This window comes from Streptomyces sp. NPDC055189, assembly GCF_053606765.1.
The window spans coordinates 1-16,154 of the sequence record NZ_JBSGSG010000138.1; the positions used below are offsets into that span (position 1 = coordinate 1).

At 70.5% G+C, this 16,154-nt stretch carries 11 protein-coding genes; 2 read left to right on the forward strand and 9 right to left on the reverse strand.

The window, feature by feature from the left end; genetic code table 11:
* Positions 1–83: 83 nt before the first annotated feature.
* From serA to ACWFR3_RS44800, 6 genes are all read right to left on the reverse strand, one after another.
* Positions 84–1,688, reverse strand: a complete 1,605-nt coding sequence (serA, locus tag ACWFR3_RS44775; RefSeq protein WP_453740472.1) for a phosphoglycerate dehydrogenase — start codon at positions 1,686–1,688, stop codon at positions 84–86.
* 227 nt (positions 1,689–1,915) lie between these two features.
* Positions 1,916–2,914 (reverse strand): ketol-acid reductoisomerase, encoded by a 999-nt coding sequence (ilvC, locus tag ACWFR3_RS44780; protein ID WP_451216236.1) that lies wholly within the window; start codon positions 2,912–2,914, stop codon positions 1,916–1,918.
* A gap of 109 nt (positions 2,915–3,023) precedes the next feature.
* A complete protein-coding gene (ilvN, locus tag ACWFR3_RS44785; RefSeq protein WP_361196562.1) occupies positions 3,024–3,551 on the reverse strand; it encodes an acetolactate synthase small subunit in 528 nt (175 codons plus the stop codon).
* 29 nt (positions 3,552–3,580) lie between these two features.
* Positions 3,581–5,431 (reverse strand): acetolactate synthase large subunit, encoded by a 1,851-nt coding sequence (locus tag ACWFR3_RS44790; RefSeq protein ID WP_453740473.1) that lies wholly within the window; start codon positions 5,429–5,431, stop codon positions 3,581–3,583.
* Positions 5,432–5,663: 232 nt separating this feature from the next.
* Positions 5,664–8,600, reverse strand: a complete 2,937-nt coding sequence (locus ACWFR3_RS44795; protein ID WP_453740474.1) for a putative bifunctional diguanylate cyclase/phosphodiesterase — start codon at positions 8,598–8,600, stop codon at positions 5,664–5,666.
* Positions 8,601–8,988: 388 nt separating this feature from the next.
* Positions 8,989–9,942 carry a 2-hydroxyacid dehydrogenase gene (locus tag ACWFR3_RS44800; protein WP_453740475.1) on the reverse strand — a complete coding sequence of 318 codons (954 nt, stop codon included), beginning with the start codon at positions 9,940–9,942 and terminating at the stop codon, positions 8,989–8,991.
* A 97-nt stretch (positions 9,943–10,039) separates the two neighbouring features.
* On the opposite strand from ACWFR3_RS44800, the gene ACWFR3_RS44805 reads away from it, so the two are divergent.
* Both ACWFR3_RS44805 and ACWFR3_RS44810 read left to right on the forward strand, forming a co-directional pair.
* Positions 10,040–11,032: an aldo/keto reductase gene (locus ACWFR3_RS44805; RefSeq protein ID WP_453740476.1), complete on the forward strand. Its 993-nt coding sequence runs from the start codon at positions 10,040–10,042 to the stop codon at positions 11,030–11,032.
* An 85-nt stretch (positions 11,033–11,117) separates the two neighbouring features.
* Positions 11,118–12,284 carry a PQQ-dependent sugar dehydrogenase gene (locus ACWFR3_RS44810; RefSeq protein ID WP_453740477.1) on the forward strand — a complete coding sequence of 389 codons (1,167 nt, stop codon included), beginning with the start codon at positions 11,118–11,120 and terminating at the stop codon, positions 12,282–12,284.
* A gap of 10 nt (positions 12,285–12,294) precedes the next feature.
* Here ACWFR3_RS44810 and ACWFR3_RS44815 read toward each other — a convergent pair whose 3' ends face one another.
* The 3 genes from ACWFR3_RS44815 to ACWFR3_RS44825 all read right to left on the reverse strand — a co-directional run bounded on the left by ACWFR3_RS44815 (position 12,295) and on the right by ACWFR3_RS44825 (position 16,004).
* Entirely contained in the window at positions 12,295–12,537 is a 243-nt protein-coding gene (locus ACWFR3_RS44815; RefSeq protein WP_453740478.1) for a DUF6191 domain-containing protein, read from the reverse strand.
* A gap of 105 nt (positions 12,538–12,642) precedes the next feature.
* The gene (locus ACWFR3_RS44820) at positions 12,643–15,753 is read right to left on the reverse strand and encodes a helix-turn-helix transcriptional regulator (protein WP_453740479.1); all 3,111 of its coding nucleotides are present in this window, start codon (positions 15,751–15,753) and stop codon (positions 12,643–12,645) included.
* 65 nt (positions 15,754–15,818) lie between these two features.
* The gene (locus tag ACWFR3_RS44825) at positions 15,819–16,004 is read right to left on the reverse strand and encodes a hypothetical protein (protein WP_453740480.1); all 186 of its coding nucleotides are present in this window, start codon (positions 16,002–16,004) and stop codon (positions 15,819–15,821) included.
* Positions 16,005–16,154: the final 150 nt, after the last annotated feature.

A 16,154-nucleotide genomic window follows, 5' to 3' on the forward strand; every position in this document is an offset into this window, starting at 1 on the left:
GGGCTGGAGAGATCCAGCCCGTCCGGCGTTTGAGGACGAACTCGGCGGAGCCGGTGATGACCGGCAACCGAGATGCGGGGTTACTAGTCCGTGAGGTTCACCGCACGGGCGGACTCCGCACCGATCTCCGCGGCAAGTTCGTTGAGGACCGACTGCGGCACGGTGTCGTCCACCGTCAGAACGGCAAGCGCCTCGCCGCCCACGTCAGCACGGGCGACCTGCATGCCGCCGATGTTGATGCCCGCCTCGCCCAGGACACGGCCGACGGTGCCGACGACACCGGGACGGTCCGCGTACCGCAGGACGACCATGTGGTCGGCGAGCGCGAGGTCCACGTCGTACTCGCCGATGGCGACGATCTTCTGCAGGTGCTTGGGGCCTGCCAGGGTGCCGGAGACCGAGACCTCCTCGCCGCCGGTCAGCGTGCCGCGCACGGTGACCACGTTGCGGTGGTCCGGGGACTCCGAGCTCGTGGTGAGGCGGACCTCGACGCCACGCTCCTGGGCGAAGAGCGGCGCGTTCACGTAGGACACGGTCTCGTCGACGACGTCCTCGAACACGCCCTTGAGAGCGGAGAGTTCGAGCACCTTCACGTCGTGCTGGGTGATCTCGCCGTACACCTCGACGTCGAGCCGCGCGGCGACCTCGCCGACGAGCGCGGTGAAGATCCGGCCGAGCTTCTCGGCGAGCGGCAGACCGGGGCGCACGTCCTCGGCGATGACGCCGCCCTGGACGTTCACGGCGTCGGGGACCAGCTCACCGGCGAGCGCGAGGCGCACCGACTTGGCGACGGCGATACCGGCCTTCTCCTGGGCCTCGTCCGTCGACGCACCGAGGTGCGGGGTGCAGACGACCTGGTCGAACTGGAAGAGCGGGGAGTCCGTGCAGGGCTCCTTCGCGTACACGTCCAGACCGGCGCCCGCGACGCGGCCTTCCTTGAGCGCGGAGTACAGCGCCTCTTCGTCGACGATCCCGCCGCGCGCGGCGTTCACGATGCGGACGGCGGGCTTCACCTTGTGCAGCGCGTCGTCGCCGATCAGACCGACCGTCTCGGGGGTCTTGGGCAGGTGCACGGTGATGAAGTCCGAGACCTCGAGCAGCTCGTCGAGCGTGAGGACCTTGACGCCCATCTGTGCGGCGCGCGCGGGCTGTACGTAGGGGTCGTAGGCGACGACCTTCATGCCGAAAGCGCTCATGCGCTGCGCGACGAGCGCGCCGATGCGGCCGAGGCCGACGACACCGAGGGTCTTCTCGGCGAGCTCGACGCCCGTGTACTTGGAGCGCTTCCACTCGCCGGCCTTCAGGGCCTGGCTGCCCTGGGGGATGTTGCGGGCGGTGGCGATGAGCAGGCCACAGGCGAGCTCGGCTGCGGTGACGATGTTCGAGGTGGGTGCGTTCACCACCATGACGCCGGCCTTGGTGGCGGCGGACACGTCCACGTTGTCCAGGCCCACGCCCGCGCGGGCGACGACCTTCAGCTTCTTGGCGGCCGCGATGGCCTCGGCGTCGACCTTGGTCGCGGAGCGGACCAGAATGGCGTCCACGTCGGCGATGGCGGGCAGCAACTCGGCGCGGTCCGCACCGTTGCACTGACGGATCTCGAAGTCCGGGCCCAAGGCGTCGACAGTTGCGGGCGACAGCTCTTCAGCGATGAGTACGACCGGTTTGGCGGTGGCAGCAGTGCTCACGTGAGTCCTCACAAGTCCAATGCGGACGGCCGTCCCGACGGCCGCATGCGGTGTCGCTTAGCCGCGTGGAAGACGCACGACGCTGTGGGCCCGACGCGAAAGTTGAAAGCAGTCTAGTGGCGTCCTGACGGGTGTCTTACGCCTCAGTGGAAGGATCACTCGTCCGTGGCTGGACGGGGTGGACAACGCCGGAGGGAGATCGCCCCCTCCGGCGTTTCCGGGGTGCCTCAGGCCTCGTCGTTGACCCACGACATGAGCTTGCGGAGCTCCTTGCCGGTGGTCTCCAGGAGGTGGTTCTCGTCCTGGGTCTTGTACTCGTTGTACTTCTTCAGACCGCCGTGGTACTCGTCCATCCACTGCTTGGCGAAGGTGCCGTCCTGGATCTCGGTCAGGACCTTCTTCATCTCGGCCTTGGTGGCGTCCGTGATGATGCGCGGGCCGGTGACGTAGTCGCCCCACTCGGCGGTCTCGGAGATCGACCAGCGCATCTTCTCCAGGCCGCCCTCGTACATGAGGTCGACGATCAGCTTCAGCTCGTGGAGGCACTCGAAGTACGCGATCTCGGGCTGGTAGCCGGCCTCGGTCAGCGTCTCGAAGCCCGCCTTGACCAGCGCCGCGGTGCCACCGCAGAGCACGGCCTGCTCGCCGAACAGGTCGGTCTCGGTCTCCTCGGTGAAGGTCGTCTTGATGACGCCCGCACGCGTGCCGCCGATGCCCTTGGCGTACGAGAGAGCCAGCGCGAAGCCGTTGCCGGTCGCGTCCTGCTCGACGGCCGCGATACACGGAACGCCGCGGCCCTCCTCGTACTGACGGCGGACCAGGTGGCCCGGACCCTTGGGGGCGACCATGCAGACGTCGACGCCCTCGGGGGCCTTGATGAAGCCGAAGCGGATGTTCAGGCCGTGACCGAAGAACAGCGCGTCGCCGTCCTTGAGGTTGTCCTTGATGGACTCCTCGTAGACCTGGGCCTGGATCGGGTCCGGAACCAGGATCATGATGACGTCGGCCTCGGCGGCGGCCTCCGAGGGAGTCACCACGCGCAGGCCCTGCTCCTCGGCCTTGGCCTTGGACTTGGAGCCCTCGTGCAGACCGACACGGACGTCGACACCCGAGTCACGGAGCGACAGCGCGTGGGCGTGGCCCTGGCTGCCGTATCCGATGACCGCGACCTTGCGGCCCTGGATGATGGACAGGTCGGCGTCGTCGTCGTAGAACAGCTCGGCCACTGGAAATCTCCTATGTGTGCTGGTGTTGCGACCCACCGTACGGCGGGCGAAGGGAAGAAAGTTTTCAGGTCTCGCCATACGGGCGGGCCCGGCGCTCGTTCCGGCTGATTCAGGCCGAGCGGTCGAGCGCCCGCAGGCTGCGGTCCGTGATGGAGCGGGAGCCGCGGCCGATGGCGATGGTGCCGGACTGGACGAGCTCCTTGATGCCGAAAGGCTCCAGCATCTTGAGCATCGCCTCCAGCTTGTCGCTGGATCCTGTGGCCTCGATGGTGACCGCCTCGGGCGAGACGTCCACGGTCTTGGCGCGGAACAGCTGGACGATCTCGACGATCTGCGAGCGCGTCTCGTTGTCGGCGCGGACCTTGGCCAGGACCAGTTCGCGGCCCACGGCGGCGGCCGGCTCCAGTTCGACGATCTTCAGGACGTTGACGAGCTTGTTGAGCTGCTTGGTGACCTGTTCGAGCGGGAGGTCCTCGACGTTCACGACGATGGTGATGCGTGAGATGTCGGGGTGCTCGGTGACGCCCACGGCCAGGGAGTCGATGTTGAAGCCGCGGCGGGAGAACAGGGCCGTGATCCGGGCGAGGACACCGGGCTTGTTCTCGACCAGGACGGAGAGCGTGTGCTTGGTGGACATGACTCTTGGTCTCTCTTTCGCTCTCGGTCTCAGTCGTCTTCGTTGTCGCCGAAGTCGGGGCGGACCCCGCGGGCGGCCATGACCTCGTCGTTCGAGGTGCCGGCGGCGACCATCGGCCACACCTGGGCGTCCTCGTGGACGATGAAGTCGACCACGACGGGGCGGTCGTTGATGGCGTTGGCCTCGGCGATGACCTTGTCGAGGTCCTCGGGGCGCTCGCAGCGCAGCGCCACGCAGCCCATGGCCTCCGACAGCTTCACGAAGTCCGGGACGCGGGTGCCCTTGTTGGGCGGAGTGTCGCCCTCCGGGCCCGCGTGCAGGACGGTGTTGGAGTAGCGCTGGTTGTAGAACAGCGTCTGCCACTGGCGGACCATGCCGAGGGCGCCGTTGTTGATGATGGCGACCTTGATCGGGATGTTGTTCAGGGCGCAGGTGGTCAGTTCCTGATTGGTCATCTGGAAGCAGCCGTCGCCGTCGATCGCCCAGACCGTGCGGTCGGGCTGACCGGCCTTGGCACCCATCGCGGCCGGGACCGCGTACCCCATCGTGCCCGCGCCGCCGGAGTTGAGCCAGGTGGCGGGCTTCTCGTACTGGATGAAGTGGGCGGCCCACATCTGGTGCTGGCCGACGCCCGCGGCGAAGATCGTGTCATCGGGGGCGAGCTGCCCGACACGCTCGATGACGTGCTGCGGGGAGAGCGAACCGTCCTCGGGCTGGGTGTAGCCGAGGGGGTAGGTGTCGCGCCAGCGGCTGAGGTCGGCCCACCAGGCGGAGTAGTCGCCCTTGATCCCGGCGGTGTGCTCGGCCTGGACCGCCTGGATCAGGTCGGCGATGACCTCGCGGGCGTCTCCGACGATCGGCACGTCGGCGGCGCGGTTCTTGCCGATCTCGGCCGGGTCGATGTCGGCGTGGACGATCTTCGCGAAGGGCGCGAAGCTGTCCAGCTTGCCGGTGACGCGGTCGTCGAAGCGGGCTCCGAGGGCGACGATCAGGTCGGCCTTCTGCAGCGCGGTGACGGCGGTGACCGCTCCGTGCATGCCCGGCATTCCCACGTGCAGCTCGTGACTGTCGGGGAATGCGCCGAGCGCCATCAGTGTGGTGGTGACGGGCGCTCCGGTGAGTTCTGCGAGGACCTTCAGCTCGGCGGTGGCGTGAGCCTTGATGACGCCGCCGCCGACGTAGAGGACGGGCCGCTTCGCGGTGGTGATCAGCTTCGCGGCCTCGCGGATCTGCTTGGCGTGCGGCTTGGTCACCGGGCGGTAGCCGGGCAGGTCCTGGGTGGGCGGCCACTGGAAGGTGGTCTGCGCCTGGAGTGCGTCCTTGGCGATGTCGACCAGGACGGGGCCCGGGCGGCCGGTGGAGGCGATGTGGAAGGCCTCCGCGATCGTCGCCGGGATGTCCTCGGCCTTGGTCACCAGGAAGTTGTGCTTGGTGATCGGCATCGTGATGCCGACGATGTCCGCCTCCTGGAAGGCGTCCGTACCGATGGCCTTGGAGGCCACCTGGCCGGTGATCGCGACCATGGGCACGGAGTCCATGTGGGCGTCGGCGATCGGCGTGACGAGGTTGGTCGCACCGGGACCGCTGGTCGCCATGCACACCCCGACCTTGCCGGTGGCCTGCGCGTATCCGGTGGCCGCGTGGCCCGCGCCCTGCTCGTGGCGGACCAGGACGTGACGGACCCGGGTGGAGTCCATCATCGGGTCGTACGCGGGAAGGATGGCACCGCCGGGAATGCCGAATACCGTGTCGGCCCCGACTTCCTCGAGAGAACGAATGAGGGACTGCGCGCCCGTGACGTGCTCGACGGGGGCGGACTGCTGTCCTGAGGATCGGGGCCGCGGCTGCGGATGGTGGGCCCCGGTGGCCTGCTCGGTCATCGGCATTCTCTTCTCGAAGCTGAGGGTTTTTGCGGGGTTTTTGCGGTGATTTGGCGGGTGCCTGTGCAACAAAAAACCCCTCGTGCCGTGAGGCAAGCGAGGGGAGCGCGTCGGTGCGGTTGCGGGATTCCGGTCGTCGGACCGGTGAGTCCCAGCTTCAGCCGACGCGCTTTCCAAGTACGAGAATTCGGGTGCGCATGGCATTGACCCTCTCCCCAGCGCACAGTGCCTGTCAAGTAGGTGGGACGGGGGTCTCATTATGTGAGCGGAGGAAGGACTCGACACCTCCTCCGAACCCCACCGGAGGAGCGCCCGCGAGAACCGGCTCCACGGGCCCGAGCGGCACCGGATACTCGCCGAGCGAAAGGGCCCGGCGCAGGCGGTACTCGTCGAGCGGCCCGGAGAACGCCATGCCCTGCCCGTGCGTGCAGCCCATCGCGCGCAGGGCGATGACCTGCTCCGGACGGTCGACGCCGTCGGCCACGGAGCGCAGCCCCAGATCGGTGGCGATGCGCAGCAGGCCGGACGTGATCTTGTGGAGCCGCGCGGACTCGACGACGCCCTCGACCAGACTCCGGTCCAGTTTCAGTACGTCGACGGGCAGCCGCCGCAGTGCGGTGATGGCGGCATAGCCACTCCCGAAGCCGTCCAGGGCGATGCGTACACCAAGTCTGCGCAGGGAGGTCAGACGGCGTTCCAGATCGTCGAGCGGAACGCGGGGGTCGCTGTCGGCCAGCTCGATGATGAGCGCCCCGGAGGGCAGGCCGTAGCGCGTGAGGAGTGCCTCGATGGAGCCGAGCGGCATGGAGCGGTCCAGGAGGCGCCGCGCGCCGATCCGGACGGCGACCGGCGTCGCGTGACCCGTACGGCCGCGCTCGGCGGCCTGTTGGACGGCCTCCTCCATCATCCAGCGGCCGAGCTCCGCGGTGCGGGCGCTCTCCTGGGCGTCCGACGCGTCGGCCACGCGCAGGAACTCGGCGGGCGTGAAGAGGATGCCCTGCGCCGAGCGCCAGCGCGCCTGGGCGGCGACGGACGTGATGCGGCCGTCGTCCAGGGAGACCACCGGCTGGTGGAGCAGCGCGAACTCGCCGTCGTGCAGTGCGGTGCGCAGCCTCGTCGCCAGCTCCGCCTTGCGTACGACGTCGGCCTGCATCTGGGGGGCGTACAGCTCGACGCGCCCCTTGCCCGCGGCCTTGGCGCGGTACATCGCGAGGTCGGCGTTGCGCAGCAGTTCGCCCGCTCCGATGCCCGGTTCGGCGAAGGCCACACCGATGGAAGCCGCCACGCGGACGTCGTTGCCGCCGATCGCGTAGGGCTGGGAGAGGGCGATTCTGAGACGGTCGGCCAGCTCATAGATGTGCTGCTCGCGTGCGGCCTGGTCGCGGGTGCCGTCGCCCACGATCAGCGCGGCGAATTCGTCGCCGCCAAGCCGGGCCGCGCAATCCCCGGACCTGACGGCCTCCTGAAGGCGGCGGGCCGCCTGGATCAGGAGCTCGTCCCCCGCTTGATGGCCGATGGTGTCGTTGACCGCCTTGAAGCCGTCCAGGTCGATGAAGAGCACGGCCGTGCCCCGGTCGGTGACTCTGCGGCCGGTGAGCGCCTGGCCGACCCTGCGGGTGAACAGGGCGCGGTTGGGCAGGTCGGTGAGCGGGTCGTGCTCGGCGTTGTGCTGTAACTGTGCCTGGAGTCTGACCCGTTCGGTGACGTCGCGGCTGTTGAAGATGAGGCCGCCCTGGTGGCGGTTGACCGTGGACTCCACGTTCAGCCAGTCGCCGTCACCGGACTTGAAGCGGCACTCGATGCGGGTCGTGGGCTCTTCGACGGGATTCGCGGTGAGGAATCTGCGGACTTCGTGCACCACGCGGCCCAGGTCCTCGGGGTGCATGAGCGAGGCCAGTTCGGAACCCATGAGGTCCTCGGCCTCGCGGCCGTACACCCCGTAGGCGGCCGGGCTCACGTAGTGGAGTATGCCGTTCGGCGCGGCGATCATGATCACGTCGCTCGAACCCTGCACCAGGGAGCGGAAGTGGTTCTCCTTCTGGGCCAGTTCCTGGGTGAGGGTGATGTTGTCCAGGAGCATGATCCCCTGGCGCACGACCAGGGCGAGCACGACCGTGCCCGCGGTGAAGAGCACGACCTCGTCGACGCTGCGGCCGCTGAGCACGTTGTAGAGAATCCCCAACGTGCAGACGGCGGCGGCCAGATACGGCGTGAGCGCGGCAAGGGATCCGGCGATCGGCCGGGTGGGGGCGACCCGCACACCCTTGGGGGCGCCTTCGTGCTCCTCGCGCTTGGGCTGCGCTTCGTCCGCGTGCTTGTGCCAGGGCAGGGCCCAGGGCGCGTACGCCAGGAGGAGTGATCCCGCGAACCAGCCCGCGTCCAGCATCTGCCCCGAGCGGTAACTGGCGTGCAGCAGCGGTGAGGTGAACATCGCATCGCACATGACGGTCAGCGCGAGGGCGCCGATCGCCGTGTTCACCGCCGTGCGGTTGGCGGAGGATCGTCTGAAGTGCAGCGCGAGGACCATGCTGACCAGCGCGATGTCGAGAAGCGGATAGGCGAGCGAGAGCGCGGCGTGCGCGACGCTCTGGCCCTCGAACTGCGCCGTGTGTGCGAGCGCCAGGCTCCAGGAGAGCGTGAGCAGCGAGCCGCCGATGAGCCAGGCGTCGAGCGCGAGGCAGACCCAACCGGCCTTGGTCACCGGGCGCTTGGCGAGCACGAGCAGGCCGATGATGGCGGGCGGCGCGAAGCAGAGGAAGAAGAGGTCGGCGAGGCCAGGGCTGGGCACCGGCTGCTCGAGCACGACCTCGTACCAGCCCCATACGCCGTTGCCCAGGGCCGCCATCGCGGAGGAGAGCGCGAAGAGCAGCCAGGCGGGTCGAAAGCGGCTGCGACGGGTGCGGGAGTAGCGGAAGCAGGAGACCGCGGCCGCCGCGGCGGCGATGCTCAGACCGAAGTCGCCCATGATCAGGGCGGCCCGGGTCGAACCCCAGCCGAGCGCGGCACCGGTGGCATATCCGCCGCAGAGCACCAGGAGCGCGATCTGCGAGACAACGCCCGCTCCGCCGCCTGAGGCGGGGCGCCGGGCCAGTGGTGCACCGGGCGGCATCTGCGCCGTCAGACCTCCGCCGCCCTCCAGGGCGGTGGCGGGTGACGGACGGGTGCTCACCGGGCCGCCCTGGTCCGTACCGCCCCTGTGCCCGTCCGCCTCCCGTGACTGGTCGACCCCGGGATTTCGCGTGCGTGACCGTCGCGCCTCTGACTGCGAGCCGGCGCCCGTGAGAGTCGCCGTCGGCAGCCTCGCCGCGTCGGTTTGTTCGCCCATTGGCCGTACATCGCCCGTCGCCCCCCTCGCGTCTGATGCCTCGTCCCCGGCGCCGAAACGGTCCACGGCGCAGCCCCTGTCGGGACGATACACCAGTCTCGTCACTCAGGGACATAGGTTCAGTACGCTCAGTGACGGCGAGCGGTGGTGCGGACACGGGGCGCGCACGCACGGGTGCACAGCGTGCTCGAACGATCCCTGGCCGACTGCGGCTTGGTGCGCTACCCGGTCGTCAGGACTCGGTCGTCAGGACTACGTTCTCCAGGGGTTCCCCGGCGACGTAGCGGGTCAGTTGCGCGGCGAGCAGGCGCTTGGCGCGGGGCAGGAAGGCGGAGGTGGATCCGCCGACGTGCGGACTGATGAGCACTCCAGGAGCCTGCCACAGGGGATGCCCTGCGGGCAGCGGTTCCGGATCGGTGACGTCCAGGGCGGCCGTGATCCGGCCGTTCTCCAGTTCGGCCAGGAGCGCCTTGGTGTCGACGACGGGGCCGCGCGCGACGTTCACCAACAGGGCGCCGTCCTTCATGCGGGCCAGGAAGTCGGCGCTCACCAGGCCACGGGAGGTGTCCGTGAGGGGCGTGGAGAGGATGACCACATCGGCTTCGGGCAGCAGCGCCGGGAGTTCGGCGAGCGGGTGCACGGGGCCGCGCTCCGTGGCACGGGCGGAGCGCGCGACGCGCGCCACCCGCGCGCACTCGAAGGGGACGAGCCGGTCCTCGATGGCGGAACCGATCGATCCGTAGCCCACGATCAGCACGGACTTGTCGGCGAGGGCCGGATAGAACCCGGACCGCCACTCCTCCTGCCGCTGTCCTTCCACGAACCGGGGGATGCCGCGCAGGGACGCGAGGACCAGGGCGAGCGCCAGCTCGGCGGTGCTGGCCTCGTGCACCCCCTTGGCGTTGCACAACTGCACGCCGGGCGCGAGGTACTTGAGGCCGGACTGCACGTGGTCGATGCCCGCGGTGAGGGTCTGTACGGCGCGTACGGACGTCATCCCGGGCAGTGGCCGTACGGAGGTCTCCGCTCCCTTCAGATAGGGCACCACGTAGAACGCGCAGTCGGCCGGGTCCGCGGGGAAGTCCGGTCCGCCGTCCCAGTAGCGGTAGTTGAGCCCGGCATCGGCTGCCGGGGGCAGGCCTTCGATCTCGTCGGCGGCATAAGGGAGCCATACGTCTGTCGTCATGGTCAGGAGGCTAATGCGCACAGGCCGCACGCCACGCGAGGGGACGCAGAGGTTACGTTGGGGGCCGCTCTGACATGAGGTGGGAGGGCACGGCCAGGTGGACCGCAGGACGATCGGCGCGGCAGCGCTCGAAGTGGGTGCGGTCGGGCTCGGCTGCATGCCGATGAGCTGGGCCTACACCGGCTCCCGGCAGCGTGGCGAGGAGTCGCTGCGCACCGTGCACGCCGCGCTCGACCAGGGCTCGACCCTGCTTGACACGGCCGACATGTACGGGCCCTTCACCAACGAGCTCCTCGTGGGGCGGGCGCTGAAGGAGCGGCGGGCCGAGGCTTTCGTGTCCACCAAGTGCGGGCTCCTGGTGGGCGAGCAGCACATCGTCGCCAACGGCCGCCCCGGCTATGTGAAGCGGGCCTGCGACGCCTCGCTGCGGCGTCTGCAGACCGAGACCATCGACCTGTACCAACTGCACCGCGCCGATCCCGAGGTGCCCGTCGAGGAGACCTGGGGCGCGATGGCCGAGCTCGTCGCGGCGGGCAAGGTGCGGGCGCTCGGTCTTTGCGCGGTGGGGGCCCGCGCCTCGCGGCGCGAGGGCAGGGGGCTGCACGAGGGGACGGTCCGGCAGCTGGAGCGGATCCAGCAGGTCTTTCCGGTCAGTGCGGTGGAGGCCGAGCTGTCGGTGTGGTCGCGGGAGGCCCTGGAGACGCTGCTGCCGTGGTGCGCGGCGCGTGGGGTCGGTTTTCTGGCGGCGATGCCGCTGGGGAACGGTTTCCTCACGGGGACGCTGACGCCGGGGCAGGGCTTCGAACCGGATGACGTGCGGGCCCGGCATCCCCGTTTCACCGCCGAGATGATGGCGGCCAACCAGCCGCAGTTGGTGGGCCTGCGCCGGGTGGCCGAGCGGCACGGGGCGACCACGGCGCAGGTGGCGCTCGCCTGGGTGCTCGCGCAGGGCCGGGATGTGGTGCCGATCCCGGGGGCCAAGCGGGAGCGCTGGGCGGTGCAGAACGCGGGGGCGGCGTCGGTGCGGCTCACCGGGGCGGACCTGGCGGAGATCGAGGCGCTGCCGTCGGCGATGGGGTCGTGGGACTGAGCGAGTCGGTGGAGCGGGGTTGGGAACCTGTGGGGACCGGGCGGTGTATGAACAGTAGAAGCGCTGCGTCGAAGGGAACCAGATCGTGCAACGACCCGCTGTAACAGCCGCATTGGCTGCCGCCGCCCTAGTGCTCACGGCCGGTTGCTCGTCCGGTGGCTCCGACGCGCCGGACAACGGAAAGAGCGCCGAGTCGAGCCCCGCACCGTCGGACGGGACGTCCACGGGGAAGCCGCGCGCCGGCGATGCCCCGCCGGAGAAGGGTTCGGCGAAGGTCACCAAGACACTGACCGAGGACCTGAAGTCGCCCTGGGGCCTCGCGCCGCTCCCCGGCGGGGACCTGCTGGTGTCCTCACGCGACGAGGGGACGATCACCCGGGTCGACGGCGAGACGGGCAAGAAGACCGAACTGGGCTCGGTCCCCGGCGTCTCCCCCGCGGGCGAGGGCGGCCTGATGGGCTTGGCGCTCTCTCCTTCGTACGCATCGGACCACATGGTCTACGCGTACTTCACCACCGAGTCGGACAACCGCATCGCCCGCATGCTGTACGACGAGAAGAAGCCCTCCGGACAACAGCTCGGCGCCCCCGACACGGTCTTCAAGGACATCCCCAAGGGGGTGATCCACAACGGCGGCCGGATCGCCTTCGGCCCGGACAAGATGCTGTACGCGGGCACGGGCGAGACCGGTGACACGGGCCTGGCCCAGGACAAGAAGTCGCTCGGCGGCAAGATCCTGCGCCTGACCCCGGACGGCGAACCGGCCCCCGGCAACCCCTTCGACGACTCCCCCGTCTATTCGTACGGCCACCGCAATGTCCAGGGCCTGGCCTGGGACGAGGAGAAGCGGCTCTGGGCGGCGGAGTTCGGCCAGGACACCTGGGACGAACTGAACGAGATCAAGGCCGGCGACAACTATGGCTGGCCGGAGGTGGAGGGCAAGGGCGACGAGGACGGCTTCCACGATCCGGTGGCCCAGTGGAAGACCTCGGAGGCCTCACCCAGCGGCATCGCCTATGCCGAGGGCTCGGTCTGGATGGCGGGCCTGCGGGGCGAGCGCCTGTGGCGCATTCCGGTGCGCGGCGTGGACGGCAGCGCGGAGCCCCAGTCTTTCCTGAAGGAGGAGCACGGCCGCTTGCGCACGGTCGTCGCGGCGGGCGGCGACAAGCTGTGGGTGGTGACGAGCGAGACGGATTCCCGCGGCACCCCGGCGAAGGGGGACGACAAAATCCTTGAGGTGACGGTGAAGTAGGGCGGAGGGGCTACTTCCCGCCCTCCCCGGGATCCGGCTCCTCGGGATCCCGCTCCCCGCGATCCGGCTCGGCGTCGGCGGGTTCGGGCTTCGCCTGCTGCGGCACCCTGACCACCACCTTGCCGGAGGTGAGGTCTATCGGGCCGCGGCCGGGGTCGCCGTCGGCCACGTCGACCCGGCTCAGCTCAAGCCGCTTCTGCTCGTCGTCCGTGTGTTTGCGGCCGGGCTGAAATAGCTCGATCGGGTTGAACACTGCGCCTCCTGGCGGCCGAGTTCCTCTCTCCCAGCCTAAGCGAGTGCCCGCGAAAGCCACCGGGGGCGAAAAGGCGCAGGTCAGGAGGGTTGGGCGGGGGCGGGGTCAGCCGGTGGGCTGGGCCCGCTCCGCGGGAAAGAGGCGCAGGCGGTGGGCCAGGGCCGCCGCCTCGCCCCGGCCGGCGACGCCCAGCTTGGCGAGGATGTTGGAGACGTGGACGCTCGCCGTCTTCGGGGAGATGAAGAGCTCCTCGGCTATCTGGCGGTTGCTGCGGCCCGCGGCGACGCGACGGAGCACGTCACGCTCCCGGCTGGTGAGGCCGAGCGCCTCGGCGGGGTCGACCGGGGTGAGGTGGGCGCTCGCGGTGTCGGCGGTGTCGTCGGTGTTCAGGGAGAGGCGGGCGCGCCTGGCGAGCTCCGCGACGGCTTCGGCGAGGGGCCGGGCACCGAGGCGCCCGGCGCTCTCGCCGGCCTGGCGCAGCAGGTCGGCGGCGCGCTCACGGTCCGCTTCGGAGTCGCCCGGGGCGGTGGCAGCGGTGGCGAGGAGGGATTCGGCGAGGCGCAGGCGGGTGCGGGCGAGGTCGTAGGGGCGGTCGAGGGGTTCGAACGCGGTGACCGCGGCGGACCAGTCGGCGGGGGTGTCGCGGTCCTCGGCGCGCAGGAGCTCGGCGCGTACCCACTTCTCGTGGGCGCCCCAGACCGGCACGGGTGAGGGGAGGTGCCCGGCGGCTCGTCGTATGCCTTCGATGGCCTCGGCCCGTCCGGGTTCGGCGGCGGGCAGGCCGCGCGTATCGGCCTCCGAGATCGCGGCGGCGAGCAGCAGGGGCCAGGTGTAGCGCTGGGTGCCGGGCGGGAAGCCCTTGGCCAGGGCCTGTTCGAGCTCGGTGCGCGCGGCTGCGAGACCGGCCGCGCGGTCGGGGTCGGCCGCCGCGATGCCGAGGGTGGTGGCGATCATGGGCAGGGCGTACTGCGGCATGAGGTCGTGCGAGCCGTGGTGGGCGCGGGCCGCGGTCATCTGGGCGGCGGCTTCGGCCCTGTCGCCGCGGCCGACGGCGATCGCCGCGAGCTGCATGGCGGCGCCGCCCCGCGGCTTGACGCTGAGCGCGCCGCGACGGGCCGCCTCCGAGGCTTCGACCGCCTCGTCCCAGCGGCCGAGGGAAATCAGGGTTTCCGCCTTGTTGACCTGGATCCAGCTCTCGGTGTCCGTGAGCCCGTACTTACGGCAGAGCGCGAGCCCTTGGTCGCTGACCTGCAGGGACTCCTGGGAGCGGCCCACGCCTTCGAGTACGGAGGGCAGGTTGACGTGGATGTGCGGGATGCGGGAGACGAGGCCGGGCGGTGCCACGCACCGGTCCCTGACCGCGTACATCTCCGCGAAGCCGTGCTCGGCGTCGCCCGCGTCGACCAGGAGGCCGCCGAGGATGAGCCGGGCGTTGAGTTCGATCTCCTCGGCCTTGACCATCCGGGCGTACTCGACGGCGCGCCGGGCCGCGGCCAGGGTCTCCTCGCCGGGGTTGTGGAGCATGCCCCAGGAGGCGACGTTGGTGAGGACCTCGGCGTGCACCTCGGACGGCGGGAGGCCGCGCACCAGTTCCTGTGCGGTGGCGATCTCCGCCCAGCCGTCACCGCGGGCGAGCGACGAGGTGAGCCGGGAGCGCTGGATCCAGAACCAGGCGGCGCGCAGCGGGTCGTGTCCGTCATCGAGCTCCCGCAGCGCACGCTTGGTGATCTTCAGGGCGCGCTCGCGCTCACCGCAGAGGCGTCCGGCGACAGCGGCCTCCGCCATGAGGTCGAGGTAGTTCAGCGGGGATTCGTGGCCGCAGGGGGGATAGACCTCGGCGTAGTCGAGGGGCCGCAGTTCGACGCGTACGTCTTCGGGGGCGCCGTCCCACAGCTCCATCGCCCGTTCCAGGAGGCGCAGTTGCTCGGCGTACGCATAGCGGCGGCGGGCTTCGACGGACGCCCGCAGGACGGCGGGGAGCGCCTTCGCCGCGTCGTGGGCGTGGTACCAGTAGCTGGCGAGGCGGGTGGCGCGCTGGTCGTCGGGGACCAGTGAGGGGTCGGCCTCCAGGGCCGTGGCGAAGCGGCGGCTGATCCGGGAGCGTTCACCGGGCAGCAGGTCGTCGCCGACGGCCTCGCGTACCAGGGAGTGCCGGAAGCGGTAGCCGTCGCCGTCGGGCGACGGCAGCAGGATGTTGGCGCCGACGGCGGCCCGCAGCGCCTCGATCAGGTGGTCCTCCGCGAGCCCCGCGACCGCGGCGAGCAGCGGATACTCCACGGTCGATCCGCCCTCGGCGACGATCTTCGCCACCCGCTGGCTGTCCTCGGGGAGCTCCTCGACGCGTACGAGGAGGAGATCGCGCAGGGAGTCGGTGAGGCTCGCGCAGCTGCCGCCGTGCGAGGCGACCGCGAGTTCCTCGACGAAGAAGGCATTGCCGTCCGAGCGGTCGAAGACGTCGTCCACCAGGGACTGTGCGGGCTCGGCGCTGAGGATCCCGGCCATCTGGCGGGCGACTTCGCCCTTGCTGAAGCGGGGCAGTTCGATGCGCCGCACCGTGCGCAGCCGGTCGAGTTCGGCCAGGAGCGGGCGCAGCGGGTGGCGGCGGTGGATGTCGTCGGCGCGGTAGGTGGCGACGACGACGAGGCTGCCGCTGCGCAGGGTGCGGAAGAGGTAGGAGAGGAGGTGGCGGGTCGAGGCGTCGGCCCAGTGCAGGTCCTCCAGGGCGACGACCACCGGGCGGTCGCCCGCGAGCCGCTCCAGGAGACGGACGGTCAACTCGAAGAGGCGGGCCATGCCTTCCTCGTCGTGCTGGGCGTCGGTGCCCCGGCGGCGCTGCGGCGCCTCGCCCAGCTCGGGAAGGAGCCGGGCGAGCTCGCCCTCCTGGTCGGCTGCCGCCGCGTCCACCTCGTCGGGGAGCTGGCGGCGCAGGGAGCGCAGGGCGCTGGAGAAGGGGGCGAAGGGCAGGCCTTCGGCGCCGATCTCGACGCAGCCGCCGAGTGCGACGACGGCTCCTTCGGCGCGGGCCGCCGCGGTGAACTCCTCGATGAGGCGGGTCTTGCCGACGCCCGCCTCGCCGCCGAGCAGCAACGCCTGCGGCTCGCCCGTGCCGGGGGCGGTTCCCCTGGCACGGGCGAGTGCGTCGTTCAGTACGCCCAGTTCGTCGGTGCGGCCGACGAACACGGGGCTTACGGACCTGGTCTCCACAGCGGTGAGCATCGCACAGGGTGCGGGCCCGGCGGCAGCGGATATCCCGGTCGTCCCGGCGGGCGCCGCCGTTCCCATCACGCGGCCCGGGTGAAGCGGATCTTCCGCTGGGCCGTACTCACCCGCCCTCCGGTTTCGTGGTGGGCCGAACGGCGCTCGCGGCGGGCCGCCTTTGCCTCGCGGGCCTCGCGAAGGAGACGGCGGCGGTCGGCCTCACGGACGAGGTCTGCGGCGCGCAGCTGGTGCATTTCGTACTCGAACATCTGGAACTCCCTGGCTTCTGCCTTGCGGCTCGTGGCGTCTTGCGATGCCTCTACTTTCGTCCGCCAGGGAGGGTCGGCACATCGGGAGAGTGCCGCATCTTGAGGGGTCGGGGGGCCTTAGGCGGGCGGCGGGGTGCCTTAGCCCCCGCC